This window comes from Sinosporangium album (genome assembly GCF_900100605.1).
Classification (GTDB): Bacteria; Actinomycetota; Actinomycetes; order Streptosporangiales; family Streptosporangiaceae; genus Sinosporangium; species Sinosporangium album.
Window position 1 is genome coordinate 1 of record NZ_FNCN01000016.1, and the last position, 21,072, is coordinate 21,072.

Here is a 21,072-nt window from a genome sequence, read left to right on the forward strand (position 1 = left end):
GGGAGGGTGTGGGAGAGTAGGTCGCCGCCGGACAATTTTATATGAGAGGGGCCATCCTGTGTGGGGTGGCCCTTTTCTTGTTTTGGGGGGTTGCCCGGGGTGGGGCGGCCCCCCTTTTTTTGTTGTTTTGGTGTTGTCGGTGGGGTGTGGGGTTGCCGGCGGGGTGTGGGGGGTTCTGGTTTTGTTTTGTGGGGGCCGGGTGGCCCCCTTTTTTTTGTGGGGATGGAGCTGGACCGCCAAGGCGCTGAGCTGCTGTTCTAGGGGCTGGCAGAGCGAAGAGAAGGACAGCCATCGCCTTCGGCGGCTCGACGACAACCTTCATCGACCCGCGGCTCTGCGCGGCCATCGCCGACCGGCTCACCGGCGGTCGGCGCGATCATCGAAACCAGAACCGATTCCTGTCGGCTTGCTCGGATCCGCGTGGCGGTCGAACACGCCAATGCGGGATAACGAAGACGGGGACCTTGGACACGGCGTCTTCCTCGCGAGTAGCCCCGACGCAAGCAATGCATCGGGGCTACCGGCGAGGAGGGACACCGCCTCCGAGGTCCCTCTCTCGTTGGGGACGCCCGGGTCCGCGTATGTCTATCGAGCTTGCATTCGGTCAGAAGCCGGGCGGCCGGGTCGCGTCCGGGCCCGGCACGACGCGTAGAACGATCACGCCGTCGTTGGAGGTTTCAGCCGATGAGACCGACCATCCTGGATCGATGCGAGAAGCAGGCACGTTCTGCTCGTTACCACCGTCCCTGCCCCCATTCCCGGTCGGCCAGTCGAGCTCATAGGCCACCTTCAAGTCATGCTTGCGCACGAGGCGCACCGCCTGTTCGACGGAGGTTCCCTGGATCTTGACACCCGCCAGCGCCTCACCCGGCCAGGTGGCATCGGCGCGGAAGGCGTACTTTTCGCCGGGCTTCGCGGGACGGCCCAGGAAGAACTGCGCGGGCCCATTGATGTCCGTGGCGATGCGGAATGCCTCCAGGCATCCATTGACGTGCTCGGCGCAATCGGACACGATCGCCGCCGCGCCCGCCTCAAGGTCAGGCCTGTCGAACCCGAAGACGGGTTCTTGTTCCTGCGGCGACACGGGGACCAGCCTCACTGTGACCTCATCCAGACCGACCGTGTGGAAGGCCTTTTCCAGTTCGGCGGGCGTGGGATCACGGACGGTGATGTAGAAGGAGTACCAGTCGCCATCGCGGTCGATCGTCACGGCCTGGGTGGCATACACCTGCTCGGATGCTCCAAGCAGGGACGGCCCGACGACCAGGGCCCCGGCCAGAACGACGGTCGCCGCCAACCCGAGCAGAGCCCGGCGTGGAGTCGGCACGAAACGCCGCCGGGCCGGAACCCGCTCCAACAGGACGATCTCCGCTAGCAGCGCGTCCGCCCCCGCGGAGAACGCGCGGCCGGCCAGATCCTTGTCCAGCACCCTCGCCCGGTCCTTGAAGATCTGGTCGTAGTTCACCGTGACTCCTTCTCGATGAGAGTCCGCGCTTCGACACAGACTGTTGGGCGGATCTTCTTCAGGGCCTTGGCGAAGCGCTTGCGGGCCCGGTGCAGGCGGACGCGGGCGGCGTTGCGCGAGCACCCCAGCACCTCGGCGATCTGTCCGGAGTCGAGCTCCTCCCAGATGGCCAGAGCCAGCAGCTCGCGATCATCGTCCGAAAGCGTGTCCATGGCCTGGCGCACCTCGTCAGGCCCGCTCAGGGGGGAGGTCGCAGGGTAGTGAGATTCGGCTTCGGCGGTGAGCTCGGCGTGCCGGGTGGCTCTGCGTCGCTCGCCACGGCGGTGGTTGGCCAGGACCCGCCGGGCCACGCCGTACAGCCAGAGAGTGCCGGCCTCGCCGTGCGGGAGCTCATCCATCCGCCGCCAGGCGATCACATAGGTCTCGGCCACGACATCGGCCGCGTCCTCGGCGGACGAACAGCGCCGCATGGCGTAGCCGAAGATCTGCTCGTAGGTTCGCCGGTAGACGGCCTCGAACCGAGGCCGGTTGTCTGTTTCATCCACGCGTCATCCTCGTCAGACCTTTCGAACGCACAGGGGGTTTCAATCACTATGTGTCCGCGAGTGGCCGCAGAATTACAGGCCCGCACGATTCACGTTCTGCCAGCACTTCATCAGGAGCGGTTCAGAGCCCGAAAGGTCAGTGGCCGTGCGTACGCACCGTTACGGCGAGAAGCGCGCCGATGCGGACCGTGTTCAGCTGAGGTGCTGAAGTTGATGGAGGGCGAGCGGCCCAAGCAGCCCGCCCTCACACGCTCAGGGCAAAGGGGGCATGAGGCTGCGCCGACTGCAACTGAATACCATCCCGGATCCACGGCGCGACGTGCAGGTGCTCGTGTCCCGATGCACCGGGGCGAGGCGGGGGCGGGAGGTCGGCTTCTGCGGTGGGCGCGCTGTCGGCCAGGACCCAGGTTTGCAGAAGGAGCGTGGTACGGCGGGGTGCTGGATCACTGGATCGAGGAGTGGCGGGGGCTGACTTCCTTCTGAGGCTGGGAAGCCGCTTTTCCGGGTTTCCGGGTTTCCGGTTGCGCGGTGTGGCTGGGGGCCGGGCAGGGGCAGGCGGTTGGTGGTTCGCGGGGAGTGGTGCCTGTAGCCCGATGATGTATGTGCTCTTGCCGGTTTGCGGTCTGTCTGAGGGGGCTCGGGTGATCCGCTCGGTGGACAATTGTCGGCCGCCGCGGGGGATGGTGGGGTGAATCCTGTTAACGGTGGCGATGTAAGCGGTTTCTGTGGTTCGGGGGTGAAAATGGGAGGGGTCGGTTTACCGGGGTGAGGGATTTGTTGATTTGCGGTTCCAGGGGATGGGTGGTGTGGATTATTCGGGGTGTTTGGTGTGGATGTATTGGCTTGACGGCAGGGCTTTGGTGGCGGCTTTGGGGATGGGGATAGGACTCGCTGGAGCCGTCAAAGGTTGTAGCTGATTTTGGCGTCGGCTCGGCTTACTTGCAAGTAGGCTGAGGGGAAGTCTTTGCCTCTGGGGCGGGTGTTCGGCGACTCGCAATCAGGTGGTCCGTGATGTTTATTTTTGTATTCATCGCTGATTGTTGGGCGCTCGTGCTGCTTATTCATGGGTCGCCATGACATGCCTGCCGGAGGGGAAAGTTGGTTTTCTCTGTCGAGGTGGTGGCCGTCGATGTCGTATATGGGGGGCGCGGCGCTATAGGTCGGTCGAGGGGGTGAGGTTTATGGGGCTCGTGCCATACCTGGGGGTGGGGTCTGTGTGTCGGGCTTGTGGTCTGTAGTTCGCTGCTTCAGGCTCGGTTCTGGCCTGGTGTATTTGGGTGAGCGGCTGAAAATTTCGGCTGTGTGAATTCTTTTGCATTCGAGGCTTCTGGATGGGTCGGTCTCTGGGGGCACCCTTCGGGCTGGGTGGGGGCCCGTGGTATGGGTGGTCGTGGTAGGTGGGGTTGGTGCTGAAAATTGGTGAAATTCGGGGTGATGTGGAGGTGAGACGAAGCTCGATTGGGGGAAGGCTCGGGTGGATGTACCGCTGCGCGGTGGTTCGTGGGGTTCCTTGCCTGGGGAGGGCGAGGGTTTAACCAGGTGAAACTAGGGCGCAAGCCGTACAAACTGGAATGGGCACTGGGCGTGTCGCATGGCGAACTCCGAATCGTCGGTTACCGTCAAATGTGTCGGGACTAGCCGTATGCGGCGAGTTCCTGGGGAAAGGACAAGCCGATGGGGACAGTGCGCAAGGTGGCAAGTTACCTTGGCCTGGGCGGAGCCGACGAGTATGACGACGTCTACGATGATGATGACGTCGAGTATGAAGAGTGGGCGCCCGCCTCGGAGCGTGCGGCGAAGCGATGGGGGAGTGTCAGCACGCCAAGCAAGATCTTGATGATTCAGCCGCGGAAGTACAACAGCGACGCGCCGCTGATCGGGCGGCACTTTCGGGATGGTCAGGCGGTCATCCTGGATGTCTCGGACATGCCTGCGCCGGATGCGACGCGGATGGTGGACTTCGCCGCGGGGTTGGCGTTCGGGTGCGAGGGGCGCATCGACCGGATCGCGGAGAAGGTGTTCCTGTTGGCGCCGTCCACCGTTGAGGTGGACCTTCTGTGAGCCGCGGGCGCCCTGGGCTGCTGCTGTACGGCTGACGCGCTGTGACGACGGTCCCCGTCCATGCCGCTTGGCGACCACGATGTATGCCTTCCCCAGGCCGCAGTGGTCTCCCCCCAAGCGCAGCGGGATGGAGCGACCGCTGCCGGCGGGCGATAGCCGCATGCGGGTTCAGCCGGCGCGCGGGCCTCGGCGGAGGAGGCGGGTGAGTTCGGTGAGGTCGGACGCCGCGGTTTCGGCGCGCTGTTCGGCTTCGCGCGCGTAGTCGTGCAGGGCCCACACGGCGCCTTGGGCGAGGTCGCGGAGTTCGGCTATGCGGGCTGTGACGTAGGCGTCGTCGGCGAGTCGCTGTTTTCGGCGAGCCCACAGGCGGTGGCCGGCGACGGCGGCGAGGATCGGGGCGGGTGCGACGAAGAACCACGATGCGGCCACGCCGACGATGATGGCGACCGCGCTGAGGGCGAGCAGGACATAGGGCAGGGCGAGGCCGCCGCGCCGCGGGGTGCCCTCGGCGAGGATCGCCTGCTCGGCCGCGGCGAGGGAGTCGACATCGGGGCCTTCGGGGTGCAGCAGGATCCGGTGGCCGAGCACGGGCACGCTGACGCTGGACGGCGGCGGGTGCTGGGTGAGGTGCTGCTGCTGTTCCGCCATGGAGCGGATGGCGGAGGTGACGACGTGGAGGGCGATGGTCGTCAGGTGGGGGTCGGCGCCCGGTCGCAGGTCGTCGAGGAGGTGGCTGGCGAGGGAGGCCATGGGGGCCTCGGGGCCGGAGGCGCCGATCAGGGTGCGCAGCACCGCCAGGGGCTCGTCGTGTGACCAGGCCGCGGTGGGGCGGGCACCGCGGTTGTGCAGGGGAGCGGTGGAGTGCTCCTTGGCCTGGCGGGTCGAGGTGATCTCGATGCATCGGGCTTTGAGCCGGGTGAGCCGGGCCGACGCCTGGGTGGGGGTGGCGATGTCGGGCACTTCCGCGAGTTCGGGGAAGTCGGACAGGGACGACGGGATGACGACGGCGGGTTCGTCCGGCACGAGGGCCCGCAGCCATTCTTCGGGTTGAGCCTGGTCTGCCACGGCCACGCCGTCGAGCTTGCGGAGCACGAAGATTTTCCCGGCCGGGCCGTATGCGCCTTTGGCGGCGGCGACCCAGAGGCCGCGTTGTCCGTGGGTGACGGGCTTGTCGACGGACAGCTCGCCGAAGGCCGTGCCGAGCCAGGAGGCGTGGATGCGGTCGCCGTAGCCCGCCACGGCCAGGGCGAGGCAGAGGAAGAGGGCTGTGCGCTGCTCGTCGCGCTGTGCGGCCTTGGCGAGGTCGGGGAGGGCGTCTTCGTTGTGGAGGAGGGCCACGAGGGCGGAGGCCGCCGGGGCGAGCCAGAGGTCGGGCACGTCGTCGAAGCTGGGGGGCGGGGGAGGCACGATGCCGTGGGCGGCGAGGCTGGCCAGCAGCGCCTCGGCGTAGCGGTGCAGCTCCGTCGCAGCCTGGGGATTCGCAGTTAGGTCCATGCTCAAGCGGAGAACTCCCCAATGACGTGAGGAGCGCGCATCCCCGTCGAGCTCATGGCGGCCCGGCCCGTCGGCCGGCCTGTGGGGAGGCACACTCCAATGACCGCGCAAAGCCTAACCCGAGGAGAGGCCATGCGTGAGGTAGGCACGCCCAGAGGGGGACATGTCCGGAGGGGATCATACATAGCTCAGCAGTGACGGACGCGGCGTATGCCCAGACGGCTCTGCGGCCACGCACATCGGTCAGGGGGCCGGCGCGCGCCGTACGGCACGGCCGTACGGCCCGGCCGGGCCGTACGGGGGAGTCACATGCGGTCGGGGACGGGGACGCCGAGAAGGGCCATGCCCGTTTCGAGCACCGTGAGGGCGTTGGCGCACTGGGCGAGGCGCGAGGCGCGGATGTCGGCGGGCACATCGGATCGCAGAATCGGGCACTGCTCGTAGAACACGCTGAACGCGCTGGCCGTTTCGAAGAGGTATGCGCACAGACGGTGGGGTTCGACGGCCTTGGCGGTGTGTTCGACGACGCTGCCGAAGCCGAGCAGTTGGAGGGCCAGGGCCCGCTCGGCGGGGTCGGTGAGGACGATGGGCCCGCCGGCCGCCTTCGGCTCGACGCCGGCCTTGCGGAAGACGGACCGGATCCGCGCCGTGGCGTATTGCATGTAGGGGCCGGTGTTTCCGGTGAGGCCGAGCATGCGGTCGAAGTCGAAGATGTATTCGCTGTCGTGGCTGACCGAAAGATCGGCGTATTTCACTGCGCCGATGCCCACGGCCTGAGCGATCTCATCCCGCGTGGCCTCGTCGTATCCCCGATCGCTGATCGCCGCCGCGGCGCGCTCGACGGCTTCGTTGAGCAGGTCCATCAGCTTGACGGACTCGCCGGAGCGGGTGCGGAACCTGCGGCCGTCGCTGCCGAGCATCATGCCGATCTGGACGTGCTCGGCGGCGACGGAGTCGGGCAGCCACTCGGCCTGGCGGGCTGCGGCGAAGACCATCTGGAAGTGCAGCGACTGGTCGGCGCCGACCACATAGAGGATGCGGTCGGCCTTGAGGTCGCGCACCCGGTGGCGGATGGCGGCGAGGTCGGTCGTGGCGTAGCCGTATCCGCCGTCGCTCTTGCGGATGATCAGAGGGAGCGGGCGGTCGTCGCTGCCGGTGAACCCGGGGGGGAACACGCACAGCGCGCCCTCGCTGATGCGGGCGACGCCGGCCTTCTCCAGCTCGTCGCAGGTGTCGGCCAGCATCGGGTTGTACATGCTTTCGCCGGCGATGTCCTTGTCCGTCAGCGTGACGTCGAGCATCGCGTAGATCTTGTTGAAGTAGCGGATCGTGGCGTCCATGAAGACGTGCCAGAGCCGGATGGTCTCGGGATCCTCCGATTGGAGGGTCACGACGCGCTGCCGTGCGCGCTGCTGGAACGCCGGGTCGGACTCGAACTTGGCCCGGGCCGCCTGGTAGAACTCGCTGCCCTCGCCGGCTTCGAGCTGCGCCACGGCGGCGGGCTCACCCACGTCGAGCAGGTGCTCGATGAGCATGCCGAACGGCGTGCCCCAGTCGCCGAGGTGGTTCTGCCTGATGACGGTGTGGCCGAGGAACTCCAGGGTGCGGGCCAGCGCGTCGCCCACGATCGTGGTGCGCAGGTGCCCGACGTGCATCTCCTTGGCGGCGTTGGGCGCGGAGTAGTCGATGACGATGGTTTGAGCCGCGTCCGTGTGCCCGACGCCGCCGCGCTGGTCGCCGACGAGCCGCTGGGTCTGCTCGGTGATCCACTCATCGCTCAGCGTCAGGTTGATGAAGCCGGGCCCGCTGACCTCGACGGCACCCGGGAAGTCGAGGTGGTCGACGATGCTCTGCGCAACGTCCCGCGGCGATCGTCGCAGCCGCTTGGCCAGGCTCAACGCGACGTTCGCCTGGTAGTCGGCGAACTGGGAGGGCCGGATCAGCGGATCTGCGTCGGCGTGCTCGGAACCCAGCGCGGAGGCCATCGCCCGCTGGAGGATTCCGGTGAGCACAAGCTGCGGGTCGGTCATGAGGTCAAGCGTATCGGCTCACCCACGCGGTTCTCCCTGCCTTCCACCGCCCTCGGTCCGCCTGCCGAGGCCGTCGGGCGCGGCCTGCGCCCCAGGGCTCACGGCGGGTGCGGGCGGGGCCGTGGGCTCGGCGGGACGCCTGTGGTTGCGTACGAGGGCGACGACGGCGGTCAGCACTCCGGCGGCGACGATGCCGAGGCCGAGGGCGGTGAGATCGTTGACCACGTCGCCCGGCTGGAGCGCGAACAGGTCACGCGTGAACGGCAGCGCCATGGCCAGCATGAACAGTCCGGCCATGGACGCCACCAGGGCGACCCGCCACCAGGTCACGGCCCTGCCGGAGGGCGTCGTCTCGACGTACGGCCTGGCGATGAGGACCAGCACCCACCACGAGGCGACGAACAGGGTGATCACGCCCGCCGTACGCGCGAGGGTGAGATCGGGGGAGTACACGTGCGCGAGGGCGAACGACCCGAAGGTGGCCAGCGCGCAGGTCACTCCGGCCGGTACGGCAAAGCGCAGCACACGCCGTACGAACCCCGGGCGTGAGCGCTCGACGCATGGGGCGAGGGCGAGGAAGAACGCGGGGATGCCGATGGTGAACGCGTTGACCAGGGTGGAGTGGCGTGGCGCGAACGGGAAGGCCAGGCCGACGACGCCGGTGAGCAGGGATAGCACGATCGCGTAGAACGTCTTGGTCAGGAAGAGGTTCGACACCCGTTCGATGTTGGCGAGCACCCGGCGGCCCTCGCCGACGACGTGGGGGAGCGTCGCGAAGCTGTCGTCGAGCAGGACGACCTGGGCGACGGCCTTGGTGGCCCCGCTGCCCGAGCCCATGGCGACGCCGAGGTCGGCGTCTTTCAGCGCGAGCACGTCGTTGACCCCGTCGCCGGTCATGGCCACGGTGTGTCCGCGTGACTGGAGCGCGCTGACGAACAGGCGTTTCTGCTGCGGGCTGACCCGGCCGAAGACGGTGTGGGTCTCCAGGATCTCGGCGAGTTTGTGCTGGTCGTCTTCCGGGAGGGTGCGGGCGTCGATGGCCCGGTCTCCGCCGGGGATGTTCAGGGAGGTGGCGATGGCCGCGACGGACTCGGGGTTGTCACCCGAGATGATCTTCAGGGTGACGTTCTGCTTGGCGAAGTAGGCGAGGGTCTCGGGGGCTTCGGGCCGGATGCGCTGGCTCAGCGTGACCAGGGCGGCGGCCGACAGCGGGCCGAGCTCGTCGGGGCGGGCGAGGGCGCCGTCATCGGCCCGGCACAGGGCCAGCACGCGCAGGCCGGTGGTGGCCAGGTCGGCGGCGGCGCCGTACCCGGGGGTGCCTGGTTCGAGCAGGATGTCGGGGGCGCCGAGCACCCAGGCGCCGTGCGTCTCGAACTCGGTGCCGCTCCACTTGCGGGCGGAGGAGAACGGCACGCTGGCCCGGGCGATCCAGCCGGGGGAGTCGTCGTAGCGCGCCCGGACGGCCAGAGCGGTGGCGTTGGGCCTCGGGTCGGCGTTGGCGAGCGCCGCGAGCGCGTCGTGCACGGGAAGGCGGTCATCCAGGACGATCACCTCGGAGAGGTCCATGCCGCCGGCGGTGAGGGTGCCGGTCTTGTCGAGGCAGAGGACGTCCACCCGGGCCAGACCCTCGATGGCCGGAAGCTCCTGGATAAGGCATTTGCGACGGCCGAGGCGGATCACGCCGACGGCGAACGCGATGCTGGTCATCAGCACGAGTCCTTCGGGGATCATCGTCACGATCCCGGCCACCGCGCTGGTGAGGGCTTCGGAGAAGGTCGTGTCGCGCCGGAGCTGACTGTAGATCAGCAGCAGGCCGATGGGGATCACGAGCCACGTGATGTATTTGATGAACTTGTTGACGCCGTCGCGAAGCTCGGAGTGGGCGAGGGAGAACCGGCTGGCCTCCTCCGAGAGCCTGGCGGCGTAGGCATCTCGCCCGACCTTGGTCGCGATATAGCCGCCGACGCCGGCCACGACGAAGCTCCCGGAGAGCACGGAAGCGCCCGGCTGCTTGTGCACCGGGTCGGCCTCGCCCGTGAGGAGCGACTCGTCGATCTCCAGCCCGTGCGAGGAGGTGACCTCGCCGTCCACGAGCAGCCGGTCGCCGGGGCCCAGCAGTACGAGGTCGCCGAGCACCACCTCCCGGGGTGGAATCTCCCGTTCGGTGTCGTCGCGGCGCACCCGCACGGGCACTTCACCTACGACGGCGAGCCGGTCGAGGGTGCGCTTGGCGCGCACCTCCTGCACGATGCCGATGCCCGTGTTGGCTACGATGATCAGGCCGAAGAGGCTGTCCTGCCACGCGCCGAAGACCAGGATCAGCACCCACAGCACGCCGATCACCGCGTTGAACAGGGTGAAGACGTTCGCGCGGACGATGGCGCCGTAGGACCTACTCGATCTGCGGGGCAGGTCGTTCACCTGACCCGCCGCGACCCTGCGTGTCACCTCCGCAGAGGTGAGTCCTGTCCTCGTCTGTCCGCGGCTGACCACGCGCTCTCCCCTGACGGCCGTCGTGGAATACCCAGACTACGGGGGAAATCGATCACCAAAGTCGGTGCGGCCGATGGGTGGTGGCGATCCGCTCGCTGATGCGTGTGACGACGCCCTGCCGGACGAGCGTCGAGGCGAGATCGCAGGCCGCGCTGATGCCCGCGGCCCTCGCCGCGCCGTGCGCGATCACGACAGTGCCGTTCAACCCGAGGAGTACGGCACCGCCGTAATGTTCGGAGTCGAGGCGTCGGTGCAGGTCGCGGATGCGTGACCGCTGGAGGAACGCTCCGATTTTAGCCGTTGTGCTGCTGGCGATGGCTTCCCGCAGCTCACCAAAGGCGTAGCGGACGGCGCCTTCCATCGTTTTGAGCGCGACGTTGCCGGTGAAGCCATCGGTCACGATCACGTCGGCTACGCCAGTGAGCAGGTCGTGGCCCTCCACATTGCCGGTGAACTCGACGCCGGGGGCGGTGGACAGCAGCTCATGGGCACGTTTGACAAGCTTGTTCCCCTTTTCGGCCTCGCTGCCGATGGTCAGCAGGGCGACTCGGGGACGTCTGATGTTCAGGCCGGCTTCGGCGTAGGCGACCCCGAGATGCGCGAACTGCACAAGCATCTCTGGTTTGACCTCGGCGTTGGCTCCGGCGTCCAGCAGGATCGTCGGGTGGGGGAGGGTCGGCAGCATGACGGCGATCGCGGGGCGCGGCACACCGGTCAGGCCGCGAAGCCGGAGGCGCCCTGTGGCCACGACTCCCGCCGTCGATCCGGCGGAGACGACCGCCGAGGCGTCGCCCCGCCGTACGAGGTGGCAGGCGACGGCGATGCTGGAACGCGGGCGGCGCAGGCTGGCGAGCGCCCCTTCGTCCATGGCCAGGGCCTCCTCGGCGCGCACGATGGGGATCTCGGACGCGGCGCCGTGGCGTGTCAGAGCCTCGTGGAGGGGGCGGGGCGCTCCGACGAGGACAACGGATAGCCCCCGTTCCCTGACGGCGTGGACGGCTCCCGCCACGATCTCGTCCGGGGCGTGGTCGCCGCCCATGGCGTCAAGTGCGATGGGTGCCTGCTCTGAGCCGGTGTCACCCTCGTTATCTGGCAATCAGCCACCTCTATGGAAGAACTCTCCTCGCATCGTAGGCACGCTGCGCACCCTGATTGACCAGTGGGTAGGGCGCTGGTCTCCTTTGATCTTGAATGCCCTTGCTGTAGGCGTATGCGGTGATCCGCCTGGGAACCGCCGGACAACACCGCGTGAGGTGTCAATCTTGGTCAGGACTTTGCATAAATGACCATGAACTGGGCTGATGCGGAAACTCTTGGTGTAACTGTACCGTCCGGGTATGTGAGTATTTTTAGTTCACAGAACATCATTGAAGGGTTTCTACCAGGCGAAACACCGAAGGGGACGGCTTAGTGATCCTGGATCAGAGGGGCGGGGACCGATTCCGGGCCTACTCCACTAAACATCTGGACGAACTCCTCCGACGCGCCGACCTCGGCGAGGAGGAGCGACTCCGGATCAGGGCGGTGGCCACCGTGCTGCCGTTCCGTACCAACACCTACGTCGTGGAAGACCTCATCGACTGGTCCAACGTGCCCTGCGACCCGATATACCGACTGGTCTTCCCTCAGGCGGACATGCTGCCTGAAGCCGATGTCGTACGGCTGGCGGCCATGCTGCGTGACGAGGTCCCCGCTCGGGAGCTCAACGCCGCGGCGCACGAGGTGCGCATGAAGCTCAACCCGCAGCCGGCGGGCCAACTCGATCTGAACATGCCGCGCCTGGGCGCGGAGCCCCTGCCGGGCATGCAGCACAAGTATCCAGAGACCGTGCTCTTCTTCCCTAAGCAGGGGCAGACCTGCCACGCCTACTGCACCTACTGCTTCAGGTGGGCGCAGTTCGTCGACGAGCCGGAGCTGAAGATGGCCTCGGGGGACGTCGAGTCGCTGGTGGCCTACCTCCAGGCCCACCCCGAGGTGACGAGCGTGCTGCTCACCGGGGGAGACCCGATGATCATGAGGGGGACGGTCCTCAAGCGCTACATCGAACCCCTCCTCGAACTCAAGCAACTCGAATCCATCCGCATCGGCACGAAGTCGCTCGCGTACTGGCCGCAGCGCTTCGTCACCGACCCTGACGCCGACGAGACCCTGGAGCTGTTCTCGCGGGTGACCAAGGCGGGCAAGAACCTGGCGTTCATGGCCCACTTCTCGCACCCCCGCGAGATGGAACCCGAGATTGTGGAACGTGCCGTGTCCAGAATCCTCGACACGGGAACCGTGATCAGGACCCAGGCACCCCTGATCCGCACGGTCAACGACAGCCCTGACGTGTGGTCGGTCATGTGGCGGCGCCAAGTCACGCTGGGCATGGTGCCGTACTACATGTTCGTAGAACGTGACACAGGCCCGCAGGACTACTTCGCGGTGCCGCTGGCGAGGGCCTACGAGATCTTCCGCGACGCCTACGCGGGCGTGTCGGGGCTATGCCGTACGGCCAGGGGACCGTCGATGTCGGCCACGCCGGGCAAGGTGTGCGTGGACGGTATCGCGGAGATCGGGGGGCAGCGGGTGTTCGTGCTCCACCTCATCCAGGCGCGAGACCCGGCACTCGTGGGGAGGCCGTTCTTCGCGAGATACGACCCTCAGGCCACCTGGCTCACCGACCTCCGCCCGGCTTTCGCGGACCGCTTCCCCTTCGACGCGGTGGCGGACAGGCGAATCTCGGCCTGATTTGCGGCTGTCACGGTCAAGTCGGCGTCTGCCAACCGGAAAATCTGCAAGCGCTCGTCACCGTGCCTGTTTTCCCGGTGGTTTCCGGCTGTTTTCCAGCATATTGGAAAGCGGTTGTGCGTGGCGATAAGGGTTAACCGGTGAATGTGCGGTGGGGGATGGCCGGAAACGGGTCCGCATGCTGATTTTCGGCCCCGACCCGGGGTGCTCACGTCCCGGGCGAGGCTGCCTCCAGAAGGGGCTCATATGCCTCTGACCTGGTATCACGCGGCCCATAGGGTCCTTGGGTGCCGCCGCCTGCGGTGATACAAATACCCGAGCAAGTGAGCCGGAACGCACGCTCCGTGGATGGTGCCCCACGGCGAGTGCTTTTTCGTCCTCGGGTGCCCGCCTGTCGGTCGGTCGCCTCGGACAGGTGCATGGCCTGGCCGTCAGGCGGCCCTTCGGTGCGGCTCGCCGACCGGATGGAGAATGCTCAGTGCGCCACCGGTTTACGGGGGATTGATTCATGTTTCGAAGTTTCCGTCCCGATGGCAGCCACGCCTTGCGGGCCGGATGCGGAGAAAGCTGAATCGCTTAACAAGCCGGGAGGCTTTCGTCATGAATAGAGCGCTTCAGGTGGCGGTGGTAACGGCGGGCTTCGGCCTCGCTGCGGCCTTCGCCGCACCGGTCCAGGCGCAGTCCGCCTCGATCGACGGCCCGCTGCCCGGGGAGGTCACCTCCCCGATCGCGGCCGACAGGATGGCCCACCCGATGTCCCACGTCGTCACCCAGGCCCACAAGCCGGGCTCCCCGCCGCCCAGCGCGGGGATCCTGGCGCCCGCGGGCCCGATCGGCGCGGTCCAGGGAGCCGTCCGCGACCGCGAGGTGTGGGCGCACGGCATGCCGCAGGTGTGGCGTGACATGCCCACGTCTGCCCACACCGGGGCAAACACGATGGTCCGCGACATGGCGCACGCACAGGCCATCGTTCGCGACATGGCACATGCGGGCGCGCCCGTGCGTGACATGGCGCACTCCGCGCACTCCGCGGAGGTCAAGGCTCACGAGGCCGCGCAGGTCAAGGCCCACGAGGCCGCCCCGAGCGAGGCCCGTCGGGCCGCCGCCCAGGGTGAGGCTCAGCAGGCTGCCGAGCAGAAGGAGTGGAACGCTCCGCAGCGGGCCTTCGACATCCCGGCGTCGGCCCATGTGACAGCGGTACGCGAGCAGGGACACGCGCCCATGCGTGACTCTGGCCGGTCCATGCACTCCACCTGGCAGCAGCAGCCGGAGACGCCGAAGGAGCAGGCCCGCGACATCCCGATGCACGCGCAGGCCATGCCGGAGGCGGCTCGTCCGGCCGCAGAGGCCGCGCAGCAGGCCCAGCAGGCCCAGCAGGCCCAGCCTTTCGAGCACGTGGCCAAGCCCGGTCACTTCGCGAGGGCTGAGCAGCATGTGGCCAAGCCTGAGCAGGTGCAGGCTCACCAGGGTGAGCACTTCGCCCATGGGCAGCATGTGGTTCAGGGTGAGCAGGTTCAGCGGGAGCACGTGGCCAAGCCTGGTCACGTTGTTCAGGGTGAGCATGTCGCCCAGGCTCAGCACGAGGTGGCCAAGCCCGGTCACGCGGTGCGGCCCGAGCACGTCGCGCAGGCCGAGCAGGTGCAGGCTCACCAGGGTGAGCACTTCGCCCGTGGGCAGCATGTGGCCCAGGGTGAGCACTTCACGCACGGTCAGTACGTGGCCAAGCCCGAGCACATCGTGCGGGCCGAGCAGGTGCAGGCTCACCAGGGTGAGCACTTCGCCCATGGGCAGCATGTGGCCCAGGGTGAGCACTTCACGCACGGTCAGTACGTGGCCAAGCCCGAGCACATCGTGCGGGCCGAGCAGCATGTGGCCAAGCCTGAGCACATCGTGCGGGCCGAGCAGCATGTGGCCAAGCCCGAGCACATCGTGCGGGCCGAGCAGGTGCAGGCTCACCAGGGTGAGCACTTCGCCCATGGGCAGCATGTGGTTCAGGGTGAGCAGGTTCAGCGGGAGCACGTGGCCAAGCCTGGTCACGTTGTTCAGGGTGAGCATGTCGCCCAGGCTCAACACCAGGTGGCCAAGCCCGGTCACGTGGCCAAGCCCGAGCACATCGTGCGGGCCGAGCAGCATGTGGCCAAGCCCGAGCACATCGTGAGGGCCGAGCAGGTGCAGGCTCACCAGGGCGAGCACTTCGCCCACGGCCGGCACGTGGCTCAGGGCGAGCAGGCGAAGGCCCACCAGGGTCCCGTGCCGGCGCAGCCCGTGGTGGAGGCCCACCGCGGTGCCGAGCAGGGTGTCTGGCGTCCCGGTGTTCGTGAGTGGCAGGTGGCCGCCCACATCCCGGGCATGCCCACCGCGCAGCACCGTCCCGCGGCCGAGCCGGTGAGCTGGCAGGCGGTGTGGGTGGCCAAGCCCGTGAGCGGCGTCCCCGCGATGGGTGCCGGTGACGTGTTCAAGGAGTCGGTCGAGAAGATGGCCCGCGACATGAAGTGGGCCATGCAGGACGTGGAGCGTGCCATCCACGCGCTGTCGACGTCCGTCGGCCAGGCGTCCCACGTGATGTCCGCGGTCCACGGCCCGGCCGCTGCGGCCCAGCAGGCCGCTCCGTCGGCGGCTCAGGCCGCGTGGCAGGGCGCTGCCGCCGCTCAGGCCGACCAGGTCCGCGAGATGGCGGGTCAGGCTCGGAACAAGGCGGCGTGGTCGGGCATGGTCTCGGCTCCGCAGGCCGGTGACAAGGCCGCGTGGTCGGCTGCGGCTCCGGTGGTCAAGGCGTGGGAGGCCGTCGGCCGGGTGCACGACATGGTCGCCCAGGCTCAGGTCACCGCCGCGCAGGGCCGTGACAAGGCCGCCTGGTGGGCTTCGGCCCCCGCGGCCGAGGCGTGGAACGCTGCCGGGCAGGCGCGCGACATGGCCGCTCCCGCTCGTGACAAGGCGGCGGCCCCGGTCGCCCAGCCGGTCGCGGTCAAGGAGGCTCAGGCCATCGCCGAGGTCGCGGCACCGCTGATCAAGGCTGTCGCTCCGCAGACGGGCAGCTGACGGTCGGAGTCGGCCTTGAAGGGGTGACCTGACAGGCCGAGGCGCCGCAACACGCGCTGTGACATGCGCTGCAACACAGGGCCGGGGCCCAGGGACGCTGTCCCTGGGCCCCGGTTCGCCGTGTGGGCCGACCCCCCCGGGTCAGATGTGCGGTGCCCGGACCCAGGTGCGCCGGGCTATCTGGACCTGCAGCCGGGCCATTTGCCGGTGCAGCTCGACGAGTTGCTCGACCAGTTTGGCGCGAGGCAGCTCGGATGGGTCCTCGGCGGCCAGATGGTCGATCGCGGAAGACAGCTCAAGCATCGTGCCCTCCAAAGTCGCGAGCTTGTGGTGTGAGCCGACGCGTTGACGCATCGTCTCGAATAGACGTTCGAATGCTATCGGAAATCCGCGTGACCCGTTGGCATATACGACGCCGGTGTGGCGGGATCGGTTTAGCCTCAGGACTCGTAGATCGGCGCGATGTAGCCGCGGGCGAGGGTGTTCGCGGTGATGTTGAAGCCGACGAGGGCGGGGGGCGTGTCGCTGTCCACGCCGAGGCGGTCGACGCCGAGGGCGTGCACGGCGAACAGGTAGCGGTGCGGGGAGCCGGGCGGGGGCGCGGCTCCGCCGTACTCCTTCCTTGGGTAGTCGTTGCGGGTGTGGACCGCACCCGTGGGAAGGCCCTTGAAGTCGCCGCTGCCGGCGCCGGAGGGCAGCTCGGTGATCTCGGGCGGCAGGTCGATGAGCAGCCAGTGCCAGAAGCCGCTGCCGGTCGGGGCGTCGGGGTCGAAGCAGGTGACCGCGTAGCTCTTGGTGCCGCTCGGGGCGCCGGACCAGCGCAGGTGGGGGGAGATGTTCTGGCCCTTCATGCCCCAGTCGTTGAAGACGTGCTTGTCCGAGAGGCGTTCGCCGTCGCGGATGTCGTCGCTTTCGACGGTGAGGGCGGGGACTTCGGGCAGGTAGTCGTAGGGGATCGGCGGTTGTTTGGACACCGTTGGCCTCCCGGCGGACGATGATCGATGTTGTGGACCATCTTGGTCGCCCGCCGGTCGGTGTACAAACGTCGAACCGGTGCGTCAGCCTTGGGGAGTCGCGTCAGCCTTCGTTGTGGGTCGCCTCAGCCCTTGTTGTAGGCGGCGAGGACCGTCTCGGGGTCGCCGTCCATCCGGATCTTGCCCTTGTGCAGCCAGATGACCCTGTTGCAGGTCTCCTCGATCACGTCGAGGTTGTGCGCGACGAGGAAGACGGTGCCGGCCTCGGCGCGCATCTGCTTGATGCGCTCCTGGCTCTTGCGCTTGAATTCGCGGTCGCCGGTGGCGAGGGCCTCGTCGATGAGCAGTACGTCGTGGGTCTTGGCCGAGGCGATGGCGAAGCGGAGCCGCGCTCCCATTCCGGACGAATAGGTGGACATGGGAAATTGGACGAAATCCCCGATGCCGGAGAAGTCGACGATGGCATCGAATCGCTGCTTGACCTGTGTGGGGTTCATGCCCATGGCGTAGCAGCCGAGGACGATGTTGCGCTCTCCGGTCAACTCGCGCATGAGAGCGGCGTTGACGCCCAGCAGGGAGGGCTGGCCGTCGGTGTAGACGGCGCCCTTGTGCGGGGGGAGCAATCCGGCGATCGCTCGCAGAAGGGTCGACTTGCCGGAGCCGTTGCGGCCGACGATGCCGATGGCGTCACCGTGGTAGGCCACGAACGACACGCCCTTGACGGCGTGGACCTCTTTCATCTGGGGGCGGCCCTGCCTGCGGAGGAGGCGCATGAGGGCGTTGGCGGCGTTGCCTTTCTCCTGGTCGGTCGTGGCGCCGTAGACGCGGTAGACGATGTGCAGGTCGTCGACGATGACCGTGGGGGTGCCAGTCGGTTCGGGGGCCGGGCGCGGCGGGGACTTCGGGGTCTGCTGGGATTCCTCCACAGGGAACAGCTCCTTGGTCAGCTCAGCCACGGCCGTACCTCTCCTCGGCCCGCCAGAAGTACCAGAAACCGAAGAACAGCGCGAACACTGCCCAGAATACGCAAGCGAACCAGATCCACGGGCGGGGGGAGTGGTCCTGGATCAGAATGTCGCGCATGGCCTCGATATAGGCGGCGGCCGGGTTGGCGTACATGATTTCGGCGACCCATTGGGGCAGACCTGCGCTCTGGACCACCTTGTCCTGGATGGAAAAGAACACGCCGGAGGTGTACAGCCAGGTGCGCATAATGAACGGCAGGAGCTGGTTCAGGTCTCGGGCGCTCGCGCCGACACGCGCGAGCACCAGGCTTGCGCCCAGGTTGAAGAAGGTCTGAAGCGTCAGCACGACCGGGATGAGCAGCCAGGCGAGGGTGATGGGCTCCCCAGTGATCAGCACCAGGCCGAACAGGATTCCCATAGAGATCAGGAGCTGCTGGAGCTCCTGGATGGTGTACGCCAACGGCAGTGCGGCCCGGGGGAAGTGCAGTGCCCTGATCAGCGACAGGTTGCCTGAGATCGATTTGGCACCGCCCGTCACCGAGCGCTGGGTGAAGGTGAAGACGAACATCCCGGTGATCAGGAATGCCGGGTAATTTTCGATGTCCTTGCTCGCGCCCAGGATGAGGCCGAACATCAGCCAGTAGATGAGGGCGTTGAGCAGGGGCGTCAGAACCTGCCAGAGCTGGCCGAGCGCAGAGTTGCTGTACTTGGAGACGTTGCGCGAGGTCGCGTACGTCATGATGAAGTGCCGTCGTTCCCACAGTTGGCGCAGGTAGACGGGCAGACTGGGGCGTGCGATGGCACGCCGAAGTCCGTAGCGTTTGGCGAGCTTGGCCAGTGGCTCCTTGCCCCATGGGGGGGTGCCGCCATTCCGGCCGCCCGCCTGGGCGTCCGCGATGGCGGATTCCGGCTGGCTCATGGCATGGACTCTATTGGATATGCGTGGGCGGGAATGCTGGACGTTGGTGCGCGCGGCTGCCGCCGCACATGGTTGGACGTGATCTCCAAGGGGAGGGGTTCCAGGGTGTTTGTGTGGATTGATCCCTGGCACCTGCGACCCCGCAGTGCCGTGTCATCTTCGTCACATCCCGCGCCCAGCCGACGGGCCGCGGCGATCGGCCACCTGATCTTGTCAGGATCGCGACGTGCGGCCCGGGGAGCCCAAGAGGACAAAGAATCCTCGGCGGGTCAACGGTAGCCCAGGACATGGACGCGTGCGGGCATTGGCGGGAGCACTGTCCCCGGAAGGGTACCTTAACTCGTCCATTTTTATGCTGTTCGTGTCTGTTTGGGTGGTTTGTACCTGTTTGGGGCTTTATTGCCAAGCAAGCTGGTATGACGTGTGGCGCCCGACAGACGCACGTGTGACCGAACTGCAACGCGCCAGAGACTCCCTGGTGAGAAGTAGTGAGGGATGGTAGCGATCGACTGGCAGGGCGTCAGCCGGTTTGACCAGGTCAGCCAACCCGGGGACGACACCTCCCCTGGAGCGGGCCGCGTTGCCCACGGCGCGGTTCGAGGCATCGCCCACCTGTAGAGGGAGGATCTACAAACAATGCGTGTTACTAAGGGCCTACAGCTAGTCGCCGGTACCGCGCTGTTGGCACTCGCGGTCGCCGCGTGTGGTGGCGGCAGTGGTACCCAGAAAGACGGTGCCGCCGGCGGCGGTGAGACGCCGGTCCGCATGAAGATCGGTGAACCGCAGAAGCTGTTCTACCCCGGGGACACCACTGAGACCGAAGGTTCGGAGGTCCTCGCTGCGATCTTCGCACCGTTGGTGAAGTACGACGAGAACAAGAAGCCTGTTGAGGACGTCGCGGAGTCGATCACGACGACCGACAACAAGGTGTGGACCGTCAAGCTCAAGCCGGGTTTCACCTGGCACAACGGTGAGCCCCTCATCGCGCAGAACTATGTAGATGCCTGGAACTTCGCCGCCAACCAGGACAACGGCCAGCGCAGCAGCTACTTCTTCGGCCGGGTCGACGGCTACAAGGACGTGGCCCCGGGCGAGGGCAAGACGCCCACGAGCAAGACCATGAGGGGCCTTAAGGCCGTCGACGACACCACCTTCGAGGTCACCCTCACCGACCCGTTCTCGCAGTTCAAGACGATGCTCGGCTACACCGCCTTCTACCCGCTGCCCAAGGCCGCCTTCAACCCCTCGGGCAAGGTGACCGAGGAATTCGCCAAGAAGCCGATCGGCCAGGGCCTCTTCCAGATCGACAAGCCCTACAACAAGGGCACCGACGCGACGATCGACCTGACCCGCTTCGACAAGTATCCGGGCACGAAGCCGTCGTTCACCAAGCTTCAGTTCAAGGTCTACACCAGCGCGGAGACCTCCTACAACGACCTGCGCGCCGGCAACCTCGACATCCAGGACCAGCTTCCCGCCTCCGCCATCGCGACCGCCAAGGCCGAGCTCGGTGACCGCTACCTCGACCAGCCTGACGCGGGCATCGGCTACATCGGGTTCCCGCTCAAGTCGAACAAGGAATTCCAGAACGCCAAGGTGCGTGAGGCCGTCTCCATGGCGATCGACCGGAAGACGATCGCCGAGACCGTCTTCTCCGGCACCCGCGCCCCCGCCGACGACTTCATCAACCCGGCCATCGACGGCTACACCCAGGGCGCCTGCAAGGCCTGCGTCTATGACCCGACCAAGGCCAAGCAGCTGTACACCGAGGCGAACGGTCCGAAGAAGCTGGAGCTCGGCTACAACAACGACGGCGGCCACAAGGAGTGGGTCGAGGCCGTCGCCAACAACGTCCGCGCCGCCCTGGGCGTCGAGGTGGTGGTGAAGCCGTTTGAGAAGTTCGGCAACATTCTCGATGACCTGGATGCCGAGAAGTACACGGGCATGTTCCGCATCGGCTGGGCCGTCGACTATCCGTCTCCGGAGAACTACCTGACCCCGCTCTTCTCGACGGGGGCCATCGGCGGCGGCGGCTCGAACCACTCGCGCTACTCCAACCCCGAGTTCGACAAGCTCGTCGCCAAGGGAGACACCGCGGCCACGCCGGAAGAGGGCATCGAGTTCTACAAGCAGGCGAGCGCGATCCTGAACAAGGACCTGCCTTACATCCCCGTCTACTTCTACCGCCTCAACTCGGCCTTCTCCCAGCACGTCAAGGGCGTCAAGATCGACCTGCTCAACCACGTCGTCTGGACCGCTGTCACGAAGACGAGTGGGTCCTAGGGGGACTCTTTCGGAGGCGGGTGACTAATGTGCATTTTTCATTCATTTAGATGATCTCGAAGGCTGGGTAAGTC

General features: G+C 67.1%; 14 protein-coding genes. 4 read left to right on the forward strand and 10 right to left on the reverse strand.

The window, feature by feature from the left end; genetic code table 11:
• Positions 1–604: 604 nt before the first annotated feature.
• Complete coding sequence (locus tag BLQ73_RS17690; protein ID WP_093171578.1) at positions 605–1,465, reverse strand: hypothetical protein; 861 nt, start codon at positions 1,463–1,465, stop codon at positions 605–607.
• Positions 1,462–2,010: an RNA polymerase sigma factor gene (locus tag BLQ73_RS17695; RefSeq protein WP_093171579.1), complete on the reverse strand. Its 549-nt coding sequence runs from the start codon at positions 2,008–2,010 to the stop codon at positions 1,462–1,464. The genes BLQ73_RS17690 and BLQ73_RS17695 overlap by 4 nt, the downstream gene beginning before the upstream one ends.
• 1,674 nt (positions 2,011–3,684) lie before the next feature.
• On the opposite strand from BLQ73_RS17695, the gene BLQ73_RS17700 reads away from it, so the two are divergent.
• The gene (locus BLQ73_RS17700) at positions 3,685–4,071 is read left to right on the forward strand and encodes a cell division protein SepF (protein WP_093171580.1); all 387 of its coding nucleotides are present in this window, start codon (positions 3,685–3,687) and stop codon (positions 4,069–4,071) included.
• Positions 4,072–4,239: 168 nt separating this feature from the next.
• On the opposite strand, the gene BLQ73_RS17705 is transcribed toward BLQ73_RS17700, so the two are convergent.
• From BLQ73_RS17705 to plsX, 4 genes are all read right to left on the reverse strand, one after another.
• Positions 4,240–5,565 (reverse strand): hypothetical protein, encoded by a 1,326-nt coding sequence (locus BLQ73_RS17705; protein WP_245691163.1) that lies wholly within the window; start codon positions 5,563–5,565, stop codon positions 4,240–4,242.
• Positions 5,566–5,870: 305 nt separating this feature from the next.
• Positions 5,871–7,595, reverse strand: coding sequence for an arginine--tRNA ligase (gene argS, locus BLQ73_RS17710; RefSeq protein WP_093171581.1), 1,725 nt, complete (start codon positions 7,593–7,595; stop codon positions 5,871–5,873).
• 18 nt (positions 7,596–7,613) lie between these two features.
• On the reverse strand, positions 7,614–10,088 hold the full coding sequence (locus BLQ73_RS17715; RefSeq protein ID WP_093171582.1) for an HAD-IC family P-type ATPase: 2,475 nt from the start codon (positions 10,086–10,088) through the stop codon (positions 7,614–7,616).
• A gap of 52 nt (positions 10,089–10,140) precedes the next feature.
• Entirely contained in the window at positions 10,141–11,184 is a 1,044-nt protein-coding gene (gene plsX, locus BLQ73_RS17720; protein ID WP_275936297.1) for a phosphate acyltransferase PlsX, read from the reverse strand.
• A 314-nt stretch (positions 11,185–11,498) separates the two neighbouring features.
• Between plsX and BLQ73_RS17725 the strand changes: the two genes are divergently transcribed.
• Both BLQ73_RS17725 and BLQ73_RS17730 read left to right on the forward strand, forming a co-directional pair.
• Positions 11,499–12,818 carry a KamA family radical SAM protein gene (locus BLQ73_RS17725; protein WP_093171584.1) on the forward strand — a complete coding sequence of 440 codons (1,320 nt, stop codon included), beginning with the start codon at positions 11,499–11,501 and terminating at the stop codon, positions 12,816–12,818.
• A gap of 600 nt (positions 12,819–13,418) precedes the next feature.
• Positions 13,419–15,857, forward strand: coding sequence for a hypothetical protein (locus BLQ73_RS17730; RefSeq protein WP_093171585.1), 2,439 nt, complete (start codon positions 13,419–13,421; stop codon positions 15,855–15,857).
• Between the two features lie 141 nt (positions 15,858–15,998).
• Here BLQ73_RS17730 and BLQ73_RS32495 read toward each other — a convergent pair whose 3' ends face one another.
• The 4 genes from BLQ73_RS32495 to BLQ73_RS17745 form a co-directional block, all read right to left on the reverse strand.
• On the reverse strand, positions 15,999–16,211 hold the full coding sequence (locus tag BLQ73_RS32495; RefSeq protein WP_218125917.1) for a hypothetical protein: 213 nt from the start codon (positions 16,209–16,211) through the stop codon (positions 15,999–16,001).
• Between the two features lie 86 nt (positions 16,212–16,297).
• Positions 16,298–16,831: a YbhB/YbcL family Raf kinase inhibitor-like protein gene (locus BLQ73_RS17735; protein ID WP_093171586.1), complete on the reverse strand. Its 534-nt coding sequence runs from the start codon at positions 16,829–16,831 to the stop codon at positions 16,298–16,300.
• A 125-nt stretch (positions 16,832–16,956) separates the two neighbouring features.
• Positions 16,957–17,787, reverse strand: coding sequence for an ABC transporter ATP-binding protein (locus BLQ73_RS17740; protein ID WP_093171587.1), 831 nt, complete (start codon positions 17,785–17,787; stop codon positions 16,957–16,959).
• A complete protein-coding gene (locus tag BLQ73_RS17745) occupies positions 17,780–18,715 on the reverse strand; it encodes an ABC transporter permease (protein ID WP_093171588.1) in 936 nt (311 codons plus the stop codon). The genes BLQ73_RS17740 and BLQ73_RS17745 overlap by 8 nt, the downstream gene beginning before the upstream one ends.
• Before the next feature lie 765 nt (positions 18,716–19,480).
• Between BLQ73_RS17745 and BLQ73_RS17750 the strand changes: the two genes are divergently transcribed.
• The gene (locus tag BLQ73_RS17750; RefSeq protein ID WP_245691164.1) at positions 19,481–20,998 is read left to right on the forward strand and encodes a peptide ABC transporter substrate-binding protein; all 1,518 of its coding nucleotides are present in this window, start codon (positions 19,481–19,483) and stop codon (positions 20,996–20,998) included.
• Positions 20,999–21,072 lie beyond the last annotated feature (74 nt).